The following is an 18,281-nucleotide window of genomic DNA, read 5'->3' as shown; positions in this document are numbered from 1 at the left end:
TGTGAAAAGTAAAGTATCTGCATTGATGGATGGTGAACTTGATCAACAGGATGTTACCAATGTTATTGAAGCCATCAGAAAAAATGATGGCTTACATGAGAAATGGGAAACTTATCATTTGATTGGTGATACGCTCCGAAAATCATCCCAATTATCCATAAACATCTCTTCCAGCGTCAGTCAAAAATTAATATCCGAACCTACAGTACTTTCTCCCAATGTAATCAGCGTAACAAGCGCAATCAAAAAACAGAAGCGTAAAGCATTTTCGTTTGCAGTGGCTGCTTCTGTTATTGCAATGATTTCTGCGGGGTTAATTATGAATAATTTATATAAGCCGCAGCAAATAACGATTGCTGAGCAATCGAATCAGGAAAATAACTTGAAGATTTCGCCCGTTATGGTTTCATCACCGCCTCTAATTCATAATTACTCACACCCGCCAGTTGAAATCAATGATTATTTATTCGTGCATAGAGAATTCTCTCCGGGAATTACAATGCGCGGACAAGCAGGCAATATTCATAACGTTGAATATCACGAAAGATATGGTAGATGATTAGTCGCAGTATTATTTCGTTGTTATGTTTCTTAGCATTTGGTTTTCAAGTTGCAGTTGCACAGGAGTTACCCCGTTCGTCTGAAAGCGCACTTGATTGGTTGAAAAAAATGGCCGAAGCTCCTCGTCGGCATAACTACTCCGGAACATTCATTTATTATGCAGATAATCACATAGAAGCATCACGCATCGTTCATAAGACTGATCACGCGGGCGAGCATGAAAGAATTGAAGTTTTAGATGGATCGCCACGAATAGTTTTTCGCACTAACGATGAAATGAAATGTTATCTGCCAGAAAGCAAAAGAATATACACCGAGAGACGTTGGTTTCGTAAATTCTTCCCCGACATTCTTCCGCAGCCGTTTGGTAATCTTGATGAGAATTATTACGTCAAAGAAGTCAAGCGTGAGCGCATAATCGATCATGAGTGTCAGGTTATTTCTTTGATACCGAGAGATTCATTACGTTATGGTTATCGATTCTGGATAGATGTCGGAACAGGTTTGCTTCTAAAAAATGCTATCACGGATGGTGACGAGATTATTGAACAGTTTGCATTTGCACAACTGGAAATTGACGGAGCAATTCAACACGATTTATTGAAACCTAGCTCGTTCATGACTCAAAATCAAAATGAATGGAAAGTAACCAATTTATTGACTTCTGTCATCAACGAGGGTGAATTAAAATGGCAGGTCAATAATTTGCCACTAGGTTTTAGAAAATTAATTGAAATGAAGCGTAACCTAACTGAGAAGCCTGTGTTTGTGGATCATATTGCCTTATCTGACGGGCTTGCAACTGTATCTGTTTTTATTGAGCCCATCGCAGAGGATGTGCCAACGCCTGCGCCAGGTTTCTTTACGGGGCGCGGCGCTATCAATATCTATGTGCGCGTGTTGGAGGGAAATAAAATAACTACAGTAGGTGAAGCGCCATTGGAAACCATTAAACTAATAGGCGACTCCGTTATTAAGCTTAATTAAGTTATTGCTGGCTGGAATCTATTGTGCTTTTTCTTTTCAGAAATATGGCTGCAATAGATGAGAAATTATTTTATTATTCATACAATCACTATTTAAATTCATGACTTAAATTTAAATAGTGATTACTCCGCAAAATTTTGATCGTTAGTCATGCATATAGGCATTTATTTTTTATATAAGCGTACAGTAAGGATAAGAAGCATGTTTCAATTAATGATAGTTCCCTTTGTTTTATTTTTATCGGTAAACTTTGCTCAAGCTACCACACTACCGAATTTTACCGGATTAGTTGAAAAACATGGTGTTGCAGTAGTGAATATCAGTGCTGTGCAAAATTCAAATATGATGAATAATCAAATAATTCCTGAGATACCAGGAATTCCAGAAAATTCACCATTTTATGATTTTTTTAAAAGGCATATACAGCCTTTCCCCGGGCCAAGAAAATCTGAACCTAAATCACTAGGATCGGGTTTTATTATTAGTTCTGATGGCTATATTCTGACAAATGCGCATGTGGTTGAAACTGCCGATGAGATAACAGTGAAGCTGAATGATAAACGAGAATTTGTCGCTAAAATTATTGGTACCGATCGTAAAACCGATATTGCGCTAATTAAAATCAATGCCACTGATTTGCCGGAAGTCACACAAGGGGATCCAGAAAATCTTAAGGTAGGTGAGTGGGTGATTGCGATCGGCTCTCCATTCGGTTTTGAACATAGCGTCACTGCGGGCATTGTGAGTGCTAAAGGGCGTTCTTTGGCACAGGAAAATTATGTTCCATTTATACAAACGGATGTCGCGATTAATCCAGGAAATTCAGGTGGGCCTTTGTTTAATATGAAAGGAGAAGTGGTCGGCATTAATTCTCAAATTTATAGCCGTACGGGCGGATTCATGGGGTTGTCTTTTGCCATACCGATCAATGTTGCCACTGAAATTGCTGATCAGCTAAAGATCAGCGGAAAAGTGAGTCGAGGTAGAATTGGTGTTATGATTCAAGAAGTAACTAAAGAATTGGCTGAATCTTTTGGATTGGCGGATAGCAAAGGGGCATTGGTTGTTTCTATTGAAAAAAATGGTCCTGCGGAAAAGGCGGGGATTCGAGCGCGCGACATTATTCTGAAGTTTGATGAAAAGGAAGTTTTAACATCTTCAGATTTACCCCGCATAGTTGGCAATACCAAACCAGGATCAAAAGCAACTATTCAAGTTTGGCGGGATGGCACCTTAAAGACCGTTAAGGTCGAAGTTGGAGAAACGCCTTCTGATGAGACATCAGAAAATCGAAAACTCAAGCAGAGTAAAAAACCGGGTACCTCAAATCGTCTTGGGTTGGCATTAAGTGAGATTACCGATGAACAGAAGAAACAGCTGGAGATTGCCAATGGCTTGCTGGTAGAAGACATGCAACCTGGTATTGCCAGCAGTTCAGGAATCCGCATTGGCGACATTATCCTTGGATTTAACAGTAAAGATGTAAAAAGTGTTGTGCAATTTAATGAACTGCTTAATCAAGTTAAGAGCGGAAAAAATATTGCTTTACTTGTAAAAAGGGGAGATATCACAACTTTCATTACAATGAAACTCTCCGATGATGATAAAGAAAATTGAGCCTTATTTACCTCCTTCCGATCAAATACGAGAACTGATCATCTATGGCCGTGAAGACTGCCATCTTTGCCAAGATATGATGCTTGCTCTGCAGCGTTTGCAGCAGCAAGTATCATTTGATTTCAAGGTTGTTGATATTGATTCCGATCCAGAACTGGCTAAACGTTATGGAGAGAGAATTCCAGTGCTGATGTCGCCGCTTATCAATCAGGAGATTTGCCATTATTTTCTCGATTTAGCAGCTTTAGATGATTATCTTGGTAAATTTCGTTAGAATGCTGCCTCTTTAATAGCCAATAATATTTCTGTTTCCAGCCTGGCTGCGTGATTTTTAAGATTGCTGGAAATATACTCTTTACATTTTATATCTGATGCAGCATATCCGTAATTTCTCTATCATTGCCCATATTGATCACGGCAAATCAACGCTAGCGGACCGTATTATTCATTTGTGTGGTGGTTTATCCGATCGGGAAATGGAAGCGCAAGTACTAGATTCTATGGATCTGGAGCGCGAAAGAGGCATTACTATCAAAGCCCAAACAGCAGCTTTACGCTACAAAGCAAGGAATGGTGAAACATACTTACTAAATTTAATTGATACACCAGGGCATGTTGATTTTTCTTATGAGGTTTCGCGTTCTTTAGCCGCCTGCGAAGGTGCACTTTTGGTAGTTGATGCTTCACAGGGTGTTGAAGCGCAAACCGTCGCGAATTGTTATACAGCGATAGAGCAAGGTGTTGAAGTTATTCCGGTTCTAAACAAAATTGATCTCCCGGCTTCAGACCCGATACGTGTCATCAGCAACATTGAAGAAGTAATTGGAATCGATGCACAAGGTGCGATTAAAATCAGTGCAAAAACAGGAGAAGGTGTAGAAGATGTTTTAGAAGCTTTGATCGCTAAAATTCCTGAACCGAAAGGCGATCCGAATGCGCCCTTAAAAGCCTTAATTATTGATTCCTGGTTTGATAACTATGTTGGTGTCGTGATTTTAGTCAGGGTGATGGACGGTACGGTGAAGCCCGGTGAAAAAATATTACTGATGGCTAGCAAAGCTGTTCAGCTCTGTGAGCAAGTCGGTGTATTCGTACCAAAATCGGCTGCTCGTGATTCACTCAGTGCTGGTGAGGTGGGTTTTATCATCTCCGGTATCAAAGAACTGAATATAGCAAAAGTGGGAGATACCGTAACTTCTGCAATTCGTCCGGCAGAAAAACCATTGCAGGGCTTTAAAGAAATAAAGCCACAAGTGTTTGCCGGTTTATATCCCGTAGAATCCAATCAATATGATGCGTTGCGTTCAGCATTGGAAAAGTTGAAACTGAATGATTCTTCACTACATTTTGAACCAGAAGTATCTCAAGCGCTGGGTTTCGGTTTTCGTTGCGGTTTTCTTGGGTTGTTGCATATGGATATTGTGCAGGAACGGTTAGAACGTGAATATGACATGGATTTGATTACGACAGCACCTACGGTTATTTATCAAGTACTGATGCGTGATGATACGGTAATTGAGATTGAGAATCCGTCAAAAATACCAGATCTTTCAAAAATTGCCGAGATTCGCGAGCCCATGATTACTTCAACTATTATTGTGCCAGAAGAATATGTTGGTGCAGTGATCACCTTGTGCGTTAGTAAACGTGGAAATCAAATGAATATGCAGTATATGGGTAAGCAAGTCATGTTGACATACGAGATGCCGCTTAATGAAGTTGTTATGGATTTTTTTGATCGATTGAAATCGACCAGCCGTGGCTATGCTTCTTTGGATTATGAATTCAAAGAGTTTCGTGCTTCCGATTTAGTGAAACTGGATATATTGATTAATGGCGACAAAGTTGATGCGTTGTCCTTGATTATTCATCGAAGTAGCAGTCAGTATCGGGGACGTGAACTAGTGCAAAAAATGCGCCAGTTAATTCCTCGCCAGATGTTTGATATTGCCGTACAGGCGGCAGTGGGTGCCCATATCATTGCACGTGAATCAGTCAAGGCGTTACGAAAAAATGTGTTGGCAAAATGCTACGGTGGCGATATATCGCGTAAACGAAAGTTGCTGGAAAAACAAAAAGCAGGTAAAAAGAGAATGAAGCGAGTGGGTAATGTGGAAATTCCACAAGAAGCGTTTCTGGCAATTTTGCAGGTCGATAATAAATAATGATGATGAGTAGAGAGAAATTTTATTTCCCGAATTTTAGGTCGAATTTAGATAGACATACAATAATTCAAAATAGCGTACATCGTTCATTATCAAAGGGAATTATATGAACTTTCCTTTGATACTATTTATTCTGCTTGTGATTACTGGCAGTGTTTGGTTATTGGATGCCATCTTCTGGAAAAAAAAACGTGGGCTGAATGAGAATGAGCCATGGTGGATCGAATATCCTAAAAGCTTCTTTCCTATTATTTTAATTGTTTTTAGCTTGCGTTCCTTCGTAATTGAGCCTTTTAAAATTCCATCGGGTTCAATGCTGCCTACATTATTAATAGGCGATTTTATTCTTGTAAACAAGTACACCTATGGCATAAGGCTGCCCGTTATTAATCAGAAAATTTTGGAAATGGATGAACCCAAACGAGGAGATGTATTGGTTTTTCGTTATCCAGAAGATCCATCAATAGATTACATCAAACGCGTTGTTGGTGTGCCGGGGGACGTTATCACTTATCATAATAAGCAGCTAATTATTAATGGAGAAGTGATTAAAATGGAATACGAGGGAGACTATAAATATATCGAATCTGGATTAGGGTATATTTATTCCGATCGCTATTCAGAATCTCTAGCTGACGAGAAACATTCCGTTATTATTAGTCAGGATATTAAAGGTATTCAGTTTTCGAACGTGCGGCAATTTGAATTCCGTGATAATTGTCAGTATCGTCGTACCGGGTTTACTTGCGAAGTGCCTGCCGGAAATTATTTTACTTTAGGCGACAATCGTGACAGTAGCAGTGACAGCCGTTACTGGGGATTTGTACCTGAGGAGAATATTGTTGGTAAGGCGTTCATGATTTGGTGGAATTTTGGGGATTTTGGCCGTATTGGATTGTCGATTAAATAATAAGCTTTTTTCTATAAGGTGAAAACGTGAATTATCACAAGATATCACTGAAACAAAAAGGTGTTAGTCTAGTTGGCTTATTAATGTGGTCCATCGTTCTGGTGCTAGTTGCTATCACTAGCCTGAGAATTGCACCTGCCTACATAGAATATTCATCGATTAAAAAGAACCTATCAGCCGTCGCTAAAGATCCAAATCTACAAAATGCAAACTTAAATCAAATAAGGTTAGCATTTATTAAACGCGCTCAGATTGATGATATTAAATCCATCAGTGGTCAAGATATTAAGATAGATAGAGAAAATGGACGAGTCATTTTGAGCACTAACTATACAGTAAAAATTCCGCTATTTTCCAATGTGTCTTTAAATATCGATTTTGAGGCAGTAAGCAATTAATACTCGAAAGATTATGCAAAATGGAGCAATATCAACTGCTACTCAGCAGTTACTGGATATATTCTGTGAACGTCTAGAATATAGTTTTACTCAACCTCAACTACTACAAGCGGCGTTAACTCATCGAAGTCACAGTGCGCCTCATAACGAGCGTCTGGAATTTCTGGGCGATGCAGTGTTGAATTGCGTAATCTCAGGAATTATTTATAAACATTTCCCAGAATTACCAGAAGGCCACTTGTCCCGGCTCCGTGCTAATTTTGTGAATCAAAAGGCATTGTCAAATATTGCGCTTAGCTTACAAATGGATAAGCTACTCAGATTAGGTGAGGGTGAATTAAAAAGCGGTGGCTGTCATCGCCCATCGATTCTTGCAGATACTTTTGAAGCTTTATTGGGCGCTATTTATCTGGATAGTAATTATGTGCAAGTGGAAACAGTGATTATGGCAATCTACTTACCTTTGATACAAAATATCGACCTTGAATCTCCAGCTAAAGACCCTAAAACTTTATTGCAGGAATTTTTACAAAGCCAGAAGCTATCATTGCCAGAATATCTAGTGGTTACAACCAGTGGTAAATCACATAAACAAAATTTCAAAGTAGAATGTGTGATATCCGCATTAGATATTCGAACTGCAGGCGAAGGTACAAATCGCCGAAGTGCAGAACAAGTAGCTGCCAAATTAGCCTATGAAAAAATTTGTCTGCACCACACACATTAATAGTGTTTAATAAGCTTTTAATTACTATTTATAACGTCCCAGAATGACCCTTTATGCCGAATTTTCGTACTGGTTATATAGCAATTATTGGTCGCCCCAATGTGGGTAAATCAACTTTATTAAATAAGTTGGTAGAACAAAAAATCAGCATTACATCGAAGAAAGCTCAGACAACTCGTTTCAGAATTAATGGTATTTTGACGGATCAGCAGACACAATTTGTCTTTGTTGATACGCCCGGTTTTCAAACACACTATACCAATGGTTTGAATGCTGCAATGAATCGAGTGGTGACTCAGAGTATGCGCGAGGTGAATGTTATATTGTTTGTCATTGAGGCAATGCGCCTTGATCAGCGTGATATTGCGGTACTCAAAATTTTACCTGAGAATGTTCCGATTATTTTAGTGGTCAATAAAATTGATAAATTGGCAGAAAAGAATCAGTTGTTGCCATTTTTAAATGAAGTAGCGCAAATAGCTAAATTTTCTGACATTATACCGGTGAGTGCGATGCATAAGATTCAGCTGCCTGAGCTCCTCAACACCATTCGCGATTATTTGCCTATTAGTCAACCAATGTACGATAAGGATGAAATTACAGATCGCAGTGAGCGTTTTCTTGCCGGAGAATTCATCCGTGAAAAATTATTTCGTTTGGTCGGCGATGAAATTCCTTATTCGACCAGCGTTGTGGTTGATCAATTTAAGTTAGAAAATCATTTGCACAAAATTTATGCCACCATTCTGGTTGATAAGCCCAATCAGAAAGCAATTATTATTGGAAAAAAAGGTGAAAAGCTTAAACAAATAGCAAGTCAGGCGCGAAAAGACATGGAGTTGATGTTTGGAGAAAAAGTGTATCTGGAAGTTTGGGTTAAAGTTAAAGGCGGTTGGGCTGATAGTGAAAGTGTGTTAAGAAATTTAGGTTATGAGTAAGCGATTAAGAATTCTTGGCGTCTTAGGAGTTTTAGATAATGATTGAATTAGGCGTCAATATTGATCATGTGGCGACATTGCGGCAAGCACGTGGAACGAAATACCCGGATCCAATTGAAGCGGCATTGATTGCCGAATCTGCCGGAGCAGATGCGATCACTTTGCATTTGCGCGAAGATCGGCGACATATTCAGGATCGCGATGTGGAAGTTCTGCATAACCGGTTAACGACTAGGATGAACCTGGAAAGTGCAGTTACCGACGAAATGATTAACATCGCGCTTAGAATAAAGCCTCACGATATTTGTTTAGTGCCTGAAAGACGCGAAGAATTGACAACTGAAGGTGGTCTCGATGTTGTGAGGTATTTCGACCAGATCAAGCGTGCATGCCAAAAATTGGGAGAAGCAGGGATACGTGTTTCATTGTTCATTAACGCTGACACGCTACAAATTGATGCAGCAGCCCGGGCGGGCGCGCCTGTCATCGAAATCCACACTGGCAATTATGCGGATGCGCACTCATTTGAGGCGCAAGAAAAACATTTTATCGAAGTGCAGGAAGCCGTTGCTCTGGGTAGAGACCTTGGTTTGAAAGTCAATGCCGGACATGGTTTACATTATGAGAATGTTCAAGCTATTGCCGCCATTCCTGAAATTTCGGAATTGAATATTGGCCATGCAATTGTTGCCAGAGCTATTTTTGTTGGTTTTAAGCCTGCCGTACAGGAAATGAAACAGCTCATGCTTGAGTCGCGTAAATGATCTATGGTATTGGAGCCGATATCGTCGAATCAGCCAGAATTATGCAATCGTTAAATCGTTTCGGCGAGCGCTTTGCACGGCGTATATTAACCACGAGCGAGTTGCTGGAATATCAATCGAGCAGTAAGCCAATTCTTTTTCTGGCTAGCCGCTTTGCTGCTAAAGAAGCATTATCTAAGGCAATAGGTACAGGTTTGCGACATCCGGTTAGCTTGACATATATTACGATCACTCATAATAGCTTAGGAAAACCATTTTTTCAATTTCACCCTGAGCTCGATCAATTACTTTCCGATCAGGGTGTCACCCAGCACCATCTTTCCATTAGTGATGAAATCAGCATGGTGTGCGCTTTTGTCGTATTGGAGAAATAATCGTGTTGCTTGGGCCAGTGATGCTCGATATTGCCGGAACACAACTATCTGAGGACGATATCAAGAGGCTTTTACACCCATTCACAGGCGGTGTCATTCTCTTTACCCGTAATTATGAAAATCACCGTCAATTGACTGAATTGACGCAGCAGATACATGCGTTACGAAGCCCGCATTTGCTGATTGCAGTCGATCATGAAGGCGGGCGCGTTCAACGTTTCCGGGAAGGTTTTACAAAACTGCCTGCAATGCGTGAGCTGGGGAAAATTTGGGATAAACAATCGAGTCGCGCTCGATATCTTGCTAAACAAGTTGGTTTTGTATTGGCTGCAGAGTTAAATGCTTGCGGGATTGATTTCAGTTTTACACCGGTGTTGGATCTTGATTATGGGCAAAGCTTTGTGATCGGTGATCGCGCCTTCCATCATGATGCGAGCGCCGTTTCGGACTTGGCGAATAATTTGATGCTTGGACTCAAAAAAGGGGGTATGTCGGCAATAGCAAAGCATTTCCCGGGGCATGGTTATATTCAGACCGATTCTCATTTGGAAAAATCAATTGACTCACGCCGGTACACTGAGATTGAGGTGAGCGATTTAGTTCCATTTCAACACATGATCGATTCAGGGGTGGCTGGAGTGATGCCAGCACATGTTATCTACCCAAAAATCGATGCCAAACCTGCCGGTTTTTCAAAAATATGGTTACAGAACATTTTACGCAAGGAACTGCAATTCGATGGTTGTATTTTCAGTGACGATTTAACTATGAGGGGTGCTGGAGATTATTTGGAGTCTATGTTGTCCCGCGCACAAGCTGCACTCGATGCGGGTTGCGACATGATATTAGTTTGCAATAATCCTGCGGGAGTCGATGAAATTTTGCATGGATTGCATTGGGAAATGTCAGCAACAAGCCTGTCCCGGTTGGCTCGTTTGCATGCTAGAAATCATACCGGTTCGATGATAAAGTTACGTGAAAATGGAGATTATGTGCAGGCATTACGTGAGATCAGCATTATTGGATGCGAGAATGGTGAATTGCCATTACAGTGAGCTTGCATTCATTTGTCAAAGCAAACTATGCACAGCATATTTTATTTTGCTTTAAACTTACTACTTGGCAAAAATTTCACAAAGGTCTAATCATGTTAGAAACATTTGATGTGGCGATTATTGGTGCTGGCCCAGGAGGCTATGTTGCGGCGATCCGTTGTGCGCAACTGGGTTTGAATACGGTTTGTATTGATGAGTGGAAAAATTCAAAGGGTAAGGCTAGTCTTGGAGGGACCTGCCTGAACGTTGGTTGCATTCCTTCCAAAGCTTTATTGGAATCTTCTGAGAATTATTTCCAAATTCAACACAAAATTTCCGCGCATGGGATTTCTGCAGAAAATGTTTCGGTAGATGTGCCGGTCATGATTGCGCGCAAAGACAAAATTATCACCACGTTTACCACCGGTATTACTTCACTATTCAAAAAGAACAAGGTTAAGTCGATGCATGGCAGAGGGACGTTGTTGAGTCGAGAAGAATCTGCCAATGTTTGGCAAATAAAAGTTGACGATAACGGTGCTACTGAAACAGTCCAAGCAAAGTATGTGATTATAGCAACCGGTTCGATACCACGACAGTTATCTTTTGCACCAGTCGATAACGAGATGATTCTGGATAATGTGGGTGCTTTAGCCTTAAAGGAAGTACCTAAGCGACTGGGAATCATTGGTGCAGGTGTGATCGGGCTTGAGATGGGTAGTGTATGGCGCAGACTGGGTGCGGAAGTCACGCTTCTTGAAGCGATGCCCGGATTTTTGATGGCAGCAGATGAACAAGTTGCTAAAGAAGCAAAAAGTATTTTCACTAAAGAACCTGGATTGCAAATCAACACCGGTGTCAAAATCAAATCGGTTAAATTATCCGGTAACTCTGTAGTTGTTGGTTATGGTGATTCTAACAATCAGGAACAGGTCATGGAAGTTGACAAGCTGATTGTGGCAGTTGGCCGCATCCCCAATACGACTGGATTGGGTGTGGAAGAAAATGATTTGTCTGTAGATGAGCGCGGATTTATTATTGTTGATCAGAATTGTCGGACTAATCTGACCAATGTATATGCAGTGGGCGACGTAGTTCGCGGTCCTATGCTGGCGCATAAAGCATCCGAAGAAGGTGTGGCTGTTGCAGAAATGATCAAACACCTTGAAACAAATCAGGCCAATGCGGATGAGGCTATTGATTTTAATACAATACCCTGGGTTATTTATACCGTACCCGAAATTGCGTGGGTAGGGAAAAACGAACAGGAATTGAGAGCAGCTGGTATTGCCTATAAAGTCGGCCAGTTTCCATTCATAGCGAACGGACGTGCGCGTGCCATGAACGAGACCAGTGGATTTATAAAAGTCTTAGCGGACGAGAAAACTGACCGTGTACTGGGTGTTCATATGATTGGTCCACATGTTTCAGAACTGATTTCAGAAGCAGTTATGGCGATGAAATTTTCAGCCAGCAGTCAAGACATCGCCTGTATTGTTCATGCTCATCCGTCTTTATCAGAAGTATTTCATGAAGCTGCGCTTGGCGTGGATAAGCGTACGTTACATATTTAATAGGCTGTTAAAAAAAATTTTGAAGTAGCAAATACAAAGAAAAAACAGGTGAAAGGCACGTTTATGCGTGATAAATGAGCATTTCGAGCCTGTTTTTAACACCGCAGCAGTAATGCAGATAGATCATCAACGACTTTTAATGATCTATAAGTTCAGCATTGCTTGTCCAAGCGTATCGAATCAATTTTAGAAGCAATTATTTCTATCGGGATTGACACTGCATGACCACTGCAGGTGATGGATCCCACCAGCTTTATTGATTAAATAATCAGCTCTCAATTGTTTGTTTTGTTCTACAGTTAAAGAAGCTTTCTCAGGTACAAATCTTTCCTCGCTCCAGAATCTGATTCTGCAAAATTCATCGTTGGGGTTGCAGAGTTTATTAATAGCCGCACTATAGATTGTTTTGTCGGTGTGCTTACTATGGTCGATAAGTACCAAATGTACAAATTTCCCCGAGTTTCCTAATTCCACAGTACGCACAACCTTCCACCCGATGCCGCTTTGCAACTGTGATGAAGATTCCTCAGCTGTCTCGTTATGCGCGTGTTCGTGGTTTTCGTCTTCGTGCTCGTGATCTTCGTCTCCATGAGAAAAAACACTAAATGGCAGAATAAGCAGTGTTAGTAATAAAAAGAAGTTTAAAAATAATTTGTGCATAAATTCTCCTCGACAAAATGCCAATTTCCTATAACTATATAATTCTTCGGTTGTGTTTAACTTATTGCTTCCAGCTAATTCTTACATTAGCTGGATGGTACTTGCAGCGGGCGAGTATACTCGAAAATCTAATTATGGACATTATTGACAATTCAATTATTACCAATAAAGCGTGCGGAATTTTTCTGGATATTACTTTTAGTAAAAATTTTATAAATTTTTATATTGAGTTTATTCATCCAATTCGATTAATTATTTGTCGCGACTAATCATTTCGGTTAAAATTCGTTTTTTTCAGGCGCGTAGCTCAGTTGGTTAGAGCACCACCTTGACATGGTGGGGGTCGTTGGTTCGAATCCAATCGCGCCTACCAATTTTCAAATAATATCCTTCTGTTATTTTCGATTGCATTGGCTATGGATGGCACATATCCAAATTCGTGTCACTTCCAGAAAATTGAGCGGAATGACACGGTGTTTGTAGTTCTTGGCTAATGTTTCTGAGAATTGGTATGGATGAGGCTAACATATCTGCCAGAATTCAATGATATTCATTCACTGACTTGCAAGGTCGTAATGCCACAGGATCGGAGTTAAATAGAAGAAAAATTAAAATATGTTGCTCAATTTTACTGGGAGATAAGGCATGAAAATTATTAAACTATTAAATATTAAGAATTTATTGAGTGTATTGCTGATTTGCACTTTAATGCTGCAAACAACTGCTTATGTGATGGCAGAAAAAATTGGTAGTGTCTCAACTAAATTTAAAATTTTAGGTGCAAACGATAAAATTGTAATTGAAGCATTTGATGACCCGGATATTGCTGGTGCTACTTGTTATCTAAGTCGAGCCAAGACCGGGGGTGTGAGTGGCATGGTAGGAGTCGCTGAGGATACTTCAGATGCTTCAATCGCATGTCGGCAGATTGGCCCTATTTCCTTGCCAGAAAAAGTAAAGAATGGTGATGAGGACGGTACCGAAGTTTTTAAAAAGAGTACGTCGCTATTATTTAAATCGTTACAAGTTGTGCGGTTTTATGATGCCAAAAGAAATGTCCTGATTTATTTAACTTATAGCGATAGAATTATTGAAGGGTCACCCAAAAATAGTATTTCGATAATTCCAGTTACGCCATGGCATTGAGTAAACAAAGCGAGCGAAAATAGATCATTTGCATTAATGGTATTTAAGAAAACCTAATATTATAATTACCAGTTATTTCTTACGAATTGTTTACTTTGGCAACATTATCTTCCATGCAATTATTTGCTTTTGGAATTAATCACAACACAGCGCCGCTGGATGTGCGCGAACAAGTTACTTTTCCTGAAAATACGATGGAGCATGCGTTACGCGATCTGGTTGGGCGTAATCCAATAAAAGAAGCTGCCATTGTGTCCACCTGTAATCGTACTGAGGTATATTGCTGCACCGAAAGACCGGAAGATGCTGTTGTATGGCTCGCTGATTTTCATCATTTGCCAACTCGTGAATTGGATCCCTACATTTACAAATTACCACGCGAGCAGGCTGTAAAACATGCATTCCGGGTTGCCAGTGGTTTAGATTCGATGGTATTAGGCGAGCCGCAAATACTCGGGCAGTTAAAAAGTGCGGTTAAATCTGCAGAACACGCCGGGACATTAGGTTTATTGCTGCATAAGTTATTTCAACGCACGTTTTATGTGGCTAAGGAAGTTCGAACCTCGACAGAAATCGGTACAAGCTCTGTATCAATGGCTGCGGCGGCAGCACGCTTAGCTGAGCGAATTTTTGGCGATATCGGCGAGCAGCGTGTTTTGTTTATCGGCGCTGGTGAAATGATTGAATTATGCGCTAATCATTTTGCTGCACGTAATCCAAAAAAAATCACGGTTGCCAACCGGACTACTGAGCGCGCTGAAGCACTGGCCAATCGTTTTAATGCACAAGCCATTACTTTAAGCGATTTGCCTGAGCAATTGGCGCTACACGATATTGTGGTAACTTGTACTGCGAGTCCACTGCCTATACTTGGCAAAGGCATGGTAGAGCGCGCAATTAAAATTCGCAAGCATCGACCAATATTTATCGTTGATCTTGCTGTACCGCGTGATGTTGAATCTGAAGTCGCAGAACTCGATGATGTTTTTCTTTACTATGTTGACGATTTATCAGAAATCGTCAAAGAAGGGCTGGATTCACGTCAGAATGCTGTTACACAGGCCGAAACCATCATTGACTCGAATGTGGTTGATTTTATGCGCTGGTTTGCCACACGTGAAATGGTTCCAACCATTCGCGCGTTACGTGACCAAGGTGAACGTTATCGTCGTCATGAGTTGGCTCGAGCTGTTAAATTGTTAGAGAAAGGTGAAGATCCCAAAAAAGTTATAGAGGCTCTGAGCAACGGCTTAACAAATAAATTCTTGCATGTGCCCTCCAATGCTTTGAATCAGGCGGCAGTCAATGAACGTGAAGAATTAGTCGAATTGGTTAATCGACTATACCAACTGCACCGTCCGCAATGAACAAAAATATCGCGGACCGACTCACTCGTTTGAGTGTGCGTTTGGACGAGTTAAATCATTTGTTGAGTAGTGAATCTGCAACAGCAGATATGGATAATTATCGTAAGCTTACGCGTGAGCATGCAGAAATTGTTCCGATTGTTGAGCTTTATCGATCGTATCAACAATTTGAGCGCGATGTGCAAACTGCGCGGGAGATGCATATTGATTTGGATATGCGTGCTTTTGCTGAAGCTGAGATTCAAACTGGGAAAGAAAAACTCACTCAGATAGAATCAGAAATACAAAAGCAATTACTTCCGAAAGATCCCAATGATGAACGCAATATTTTTCTGGAAATCCGTGCCGGAACCGGTGGAGATGAATCCGCTTTGTTTGCCGGGAACCTGTTTCGCATGTATTCACGCCATGCAGAAAGGCAGCGCTGGCAGGTGGAAGTTATTTCGCAAAGTTTGTCGGAAATTGGCGGATATAAAGAGATTATTGCCAAAATTATTGGCCATGGCGCTTATTCGAAACTTAAGTTCGAATCAGGTGGTCACCGTGTTCAGCGCGTACCGGTAACTGAAACTCAAGGGCGCGTGCACACCTCTACATGCACCGTGGCTGTTATGCCTGAAGCCGATGAAGTGAGTGAAGTGGTTTTGAATCCTTCTGAATTACGCATCGATACTTTCCGTGCTTCTGGCGCTGGTGGCCAGCATATCAATAAAACTGATTCCGCCGTGCGTGTGACTCATCTGCCTACCGGGATCGTCGTGGAATGCCAAGATGGGCGTTCACAGCACAAAAACAAGGCGCAGGCATTGAGCGTGTTGGCGGCGCGTATCCAGGACAAACAAATGAGCGCACAGCATGCGGAGCAAGCAGCTACTCGGAAATCATTGGTAGGTACCGGCGAACGCTCGGAGCGGATCCGTACCTACAATTTTCCCCAGGGGCGGGTAACCGATCATCGCATCAATCTGACGCTCTATAAGATGGATCAGATTATGGATGGAGACATTGATGAACTTTGTTCGGCACTTATGGCCGAGCATCAGGCTGAGTTGTTAGCCGCATCAGTACAAGAATGATCAATTACCTTTGATCATTCTGAATAATTGCTATGCAACCTGTAACAATTTCGCACGCATTAGCTGCCGCATACTCAACAATTAACAAAATTGATGCAATCCTATTGTTGCAGCATGTGTTAATCGTAAATCATGCATTTTTGTTGACTTATCCTGATCAAATACTAACTGCACAGCAAGTCGAGAAATTTTCTAGCCTAGTTCAGCAGCGCATTAAAGGATTACCGATAGCTTATTTAATTGGGGAGCGTGCATTCTTTGATCTGACTCTTAAAATCACAGAAGCCGTATTAATTCCTCGTCCTGAAACTGAATTACTGGTTGAGTGGGCGCTCAAGCTGATACCGTCTGATAAATTTTTTAATGTATTGGATTTGGGAACAGGTAGTGGTGCGATCGCAATTAGCATTGCCAAACATCGCCCTCAAACTCAAATCGTTGCAGTTGATTTGTCGCCAGCTGCGGTTGATGTTTGCCGAAGAAATGCAGATATTCTAAAAGTGGCCAATCTACATGCTATCAGTGGGAATTGGTTTGATGAACTTTCAGGAGAGAAATTTGATCTGATTGTATCAAACCCACCTTATGTGGCTGAGAATGATCCTCACTTGCTACAAGGTGATCTGCGATTTGAACCAAGAATAGCTTTGTCCACAGGGGAACATGGTATGGCCTGTATCACTCATATTATTAATGCAGCGCCTAGCTATCTGAATAAGGAAGGGTGGTTATTGCTGGAGCATGGTTATGATCAGGCTGAAGCATGCAGAAAATTGTTACGTGATATGGATTTTAGTAATATTTGTTCTTATCCGGATTTGGCTGGCATAATGCGAGTAAGTGGCGGTCAATTGAATTTATCAATCTAAACCATATAACTATATTATGGTTCTAATGTACTAATTAATGATGTTTTTTTCTTGTTTCTATATAAAATTTTTTGGAATGATCTTTGGGAGAAATTAACGCTATGAACGTTGAAGATTTAATCGAGCAACAAATTACGGCACATCCGGTAGTGCTCTACATGAAAGGCACTTTAGATCAACCGCAATGTGGTTTCTCAGCGAATGCTGTGAATATTCTTAAGGCTTGTGGAGTTGATGACATTTTTTCGGTTGATGTTTTGGCAGACCCGGAAATCAGGCAAGGCATTAAAGATTTTTCTAATTGGCCCACGATTCCTCAGTTGTATGTGAATGGTGAATTTATTGGCGGTTCGGATATCGTGGCTGAGATGTACCAATCTGGAGAGTTACAGAAATTGTTTGAGAACTGATTTCAGTTAAGATAGCTAGCAACGATTCAGGGTGTTTACGTCGATAAATGACTGAATCGTGCTACAGATTTTTTATTTCAAGTTAATTGATTGCCGTTGCAATAACCCAATAACGTGCAAACTTACCTGCCGCAATAAATAACAGTGCCCACAACCAATTGGTTCGCAGCCATCCGGCAGCCACACATAACACATCACCTATCAGCGGCGTCCAGGATAAAAGCAGAATAGGATTGCCGTGCCGACGCACCCACTCCAGACTTCGCATATTACCACCTAATTTATTATGTAATGTTTTTTCATCTGGTAGTAGCCGACCAATGAGATACGAACTCATTCCGCCCAATGTATTGCCGATGGTTGCTAAAATAAGCGCTGACCAGTGAAGATCGGGATATGCCAGCAAGACGCCCACAAGCACAGCTTCCGATCCACCCGGAAGAAGGGTGGCAGCCAAAAAACTGCTGGTGAATAAAGCCAGCAGGCTAGATTGTTCATCCATAACATAATCCGGAATTAGAAAGTGTCATAGTTTAACCTGATATTCTGTGACGCGGCGAAAGGTAGAAAAACAGAGCAAGATCGGAGTGAATTTAATCAGGTGTTGATGAAGATAGAGGATGAACAGGGTTGAATATTGTGAACAGGATGGGAGCTATAGTCAAATCTGGTGTATGAGAATCAAGCGACCTGCTGTTTTTGAT

At 40.9% G+C, this 18,281-nt stretch carries 20 protein-coding genes and 1 tRNA gene; 19 read left to right on the top strand and 2 right to left on the bottom strand.

Annotated elements, in window-relative coordinates; translation table 11 throughout:
* Nucleotide 1: 1 nt before the first annotated feature.
* From QZV86_RS08175 to lpdA, 13 genes are all read left to right on the top strand, one after another.
* A complete protein-coding gene (locus tag QZV86_RS08175) occupies nucleotides 2–559 on the top strand; it encodes a sigma-E factor negative regulatory protein (RefSeq protein ID WP_295626018.1) in 558 nt (185 codons plus the stop codon).
* Complete coding sequence (locus QZV86_RS08170) at nucleotides 556–1,548, top strand: MucB/RseB C-terminal domain-containing protein (RefSeq protein WP_295626014.1); 993 nt, start codon at nucleotides 556–558, stop codon at nucleotides 1,546–1,548. Before QZV86_RS08175 ends, QZV86_RS08170 begins: the two co-directional genes overlap by 4 nt.
* A 201-nt stretch (nucleotides 1,549–1,749) precedes the next feature.
* On the top strand, nucleotides 1,750–3,165 hold the full coding sequence (locus tag QZV86_RS08165; protein WP_295626058.1) for a DegQ family serine endoprotease: 1,416 nt from the start codon (nucleotides 1,750–1,752) through the stop codon (nucleotides 3,163–3,165).
* Nucleotides 3,146–3,439, top strand: coding sequence for a glutaredoxin family protein (locus QZV86_RS08160; RefSeq protein ID WP_366925693.1), 294 nt, complete (start codon nucleotides 3,146–3,148; stop codon nucleotides 3,437–3,439). Before QZV86_RS08165 ends, QZV86_RS08160 begins: the two co-directional genes overlap by 20 nt.
* A 94-nt stretch (nucleotides 3,440–3,533) precedes the next feature.
* Nucleotides 3,534–5,330, top strand: coding sequence for a translation elongation factor 4 (gene lepA, locus QZV86_RS08155; protein WP_295626052.1), 1,797 nt, complete (start codon nucleotides 3,534–3,536; stop codon nucleotides 5,328–5,330).
* Between the two features lie 106 nt (nucleotides 5,331–5,436).
* Nucleotides 5,437–6,240, top strand: coding sequence for a signal peptidase I (gene lepB / locus QZV86_RS08150; RefSeq protein WP_295626011.1), 804 nt, complete (start codon nucleotides 5,437–5,439; stop codon nucleotides 6,238–6,240).
* A 26-nt stretch (nucleotides 6,241–6,266) separates the two neighbouring features.
* Nucleotides 6,267–6,638, top strand: a complete 372-nt coding sequence (locus QZV86_RS08145) for a DUF4845 domain-containing protein (RefSeq protein ID WP_295626008.1) — start codon at nucleotides 6,267–6,269, stop codon at nucleotides 6,636–6,638.
* 13 nt (nucleotides 6,639–6,651) lie between these two features.
* Nucleotides 6,652–7,365 (top strand): ribonuclease III, encoded by a 714-nt coding sequence (gene rnc, locus QZV86_RS08140; RefSeq protein ID WP_295626005.1) that lies wholly within the window; start codon nucleotides 6,652–6,654, stop codon nucleotides 7,363–7,365.
* A gap of 53 nt (nucleotides 7,366–7,418) precedes the next feature.
* A complete protein-coding gene (gene era / locus QZV86_RS08135; RefSeq protein WP_295626002.1) occupies nucleotides 7,419–8,303 on the top strand; it encodes a GTPase Era in 885 nt (294 codons plus the stop codon).
* Between the two features lie 38 nt (nucleotides 8,304–8,341).
* Nucleotides 8,342–9,067: a pyridoxine 5'-phosphate synthase gene (gene pdxJ / locus QZV86_RS08130; RefSeq protein WP_295625999.1), complete on the top strand. Its 726-nt coding sequence runs from the start codon at nucleotides 8,342–8,344 to the stop codon at nucleotides 9,065–9,067.
* Complete coding sequence (acpS, locus tag QZV86_RS08125; RefSeq protein ID WP_295625996.1) at nucleotides 9,064–9,441, top strand: holo-ACP synthase; 378 nt, start codon at nucleotides 9,064–9,066, stop codon at nucleotides 9,439–9,441. The genes pdxJ and acpS overlap by 4 nt, the downstream gene beginning before the upstream one ends.
* Before the next feature lie 2 nt (nucleotides 9,442–9,443).
* Entirely contained in the window at nucleotides 9,444–10,496 is a 1,053-nt protein-coding gene (gene nagZ, locus QZV86_RS08120; RefSeq protein WP_295625993.1) for a beta-N-acetylhexosaminidase, read from the top strand.
* A 92-nt stretch (nucleotides 10,497–10,588) separates the two neighbouring features.
* Nucleotides 10,589–12,049 carry a dihydrolipoyl dehydrogenase gene (gene lpdA, locus QZV86_RS08115; protein ID WP_295625991.1) on the top strand — a complete coding sequence of 487 codons (1,461 nt, stop codon included), beginning with the start codon at nucleotides 10,589–10,591 and terminating at the stop codon, nucleotides 12,047–12,049.
* Between the two features lie 186 nt (nucleotides 12,050–12,235).
* Here lpdA and QZV86_RS08110 read toward each other — a convergent pair whose 3' ends face one another.
* A complete protein-coding gene (locus tag QZV86_RS08110) occupies nucleotides 12,236–12,709 on the bottom strand; it encodes a hypothetical protein (RefSeq protein WP_295625988.1) in 474 nt (157 codons plus the stop codon).
* 296 nt (nucleotides 12,710–13,005) lie between these two features.
* Between QZV86_RS08110 and QZV86_RS08105 the strand changes: the two genes are divergently transcribed.
* The 6 genes from QZV86_RS08105 to grxD all read left to right on the top strand — a co-directional run bounded on the left by QZV86_RS08105 (nucleotide 13,006) and on the right by grxD (nucleotide 17,577).
* Nucleotides 13,006–13,082 (top strand) — tRNA-Val (locus QZV86_RS08105).
* Between the two features lie 335 nt (nucleotides 13,083–13,417).
* A complete protein-coding gene (locus tag QZV86_RS08100; protein ID WP_366925694.1) occupies nucleotides 13,418–13,855 on the top strand; it encodes a CreA family protein in 438 nt (145 codons plus the stop codon).
* 113 nt (nucleotides 13,856–13,968) lie between these two features.
* Nucleotides 13,969–15,222: a glutamyl-tRNA reductase gene (gene hemA / locus QZV86_RS08095; RefSeq protein WP_295626049.1), complete on the top strand. Its 1,254-nt coding sequence runs from the start codon at nucleotides 13,969–13,971 to the stop codon at nucleotides 15,220–15,222.
* Nucleotides 15,219–16,298 (top strand): peptide chain release factor 1, encoded by a 1,080-nt coding sequence (gene prfA, locus QZV86_RS08090; RefSeq protein WP_295625982.1) that lies wholly within the window; start codon nucleotides 15,219–15,221, stop codon nucleotides 16,296–16,298. Before hemA ends, prfA begins: the two co-directional genes overlap by 4 nt.
* A 32-nt stretch (nucleotides 16,299–16,330) precedes the next feature.
* Nucleotides 16,331–17,167: a peptide chain release factor N(5)-glutamine methyltransferase gene (gene prmC / locus QZV86_RS08085; protein ID WP_295625979.1), complete on the top strand. Its 837-nt coding sequence runs from the start codon at nucleotides 16,331–16,333 to the stop codon at nucleotides 17,165–17,167.
* Between the two features lie 101 nt (nucleotides 17,168–17,268).
* Complete coding sequence (grxD, locus tag QZV86_RS08080; protein WP_295625976.1) at nucleotides 17,269–17,577, top strand: Grx4 family monothiol glutaredoxin; 309 nt, start codon at nucleotides 17,269–17,271, stop codon at nucleotides 17,575–17,577.
* 82 nt (nucleotides 17,578–17,659) lie between these two features.
* Here grxD and QZV86_RS08075 read toward each other — a convergent pair whose 3' ends face one another.
* Entirely contained in the window at nucleotides 17,660–18,079 is a 420-nt protein-coding gene (locus QZV86_RS08075; protein ID WP_295625973.1) for a YqaA family protein, read from the bottom strand.
* Nucleotides 18,080–18,281: the final 202 nt, after the last annotated feature.

This window comes from uncultured Nitrosomonas sp., assembly GCF_902826915.1.
GTDB lineage: Bacteria > Pseudomonadota > Gammaproteobacteria > Burkholderiales > Nitrosomonadaceae > Nitrosomonas.
The sequence above is the reverse complement of the archived record's forward strand: the minus strand, read 5'-3'. Positions and strand labels throughout refer to the sequence as shown.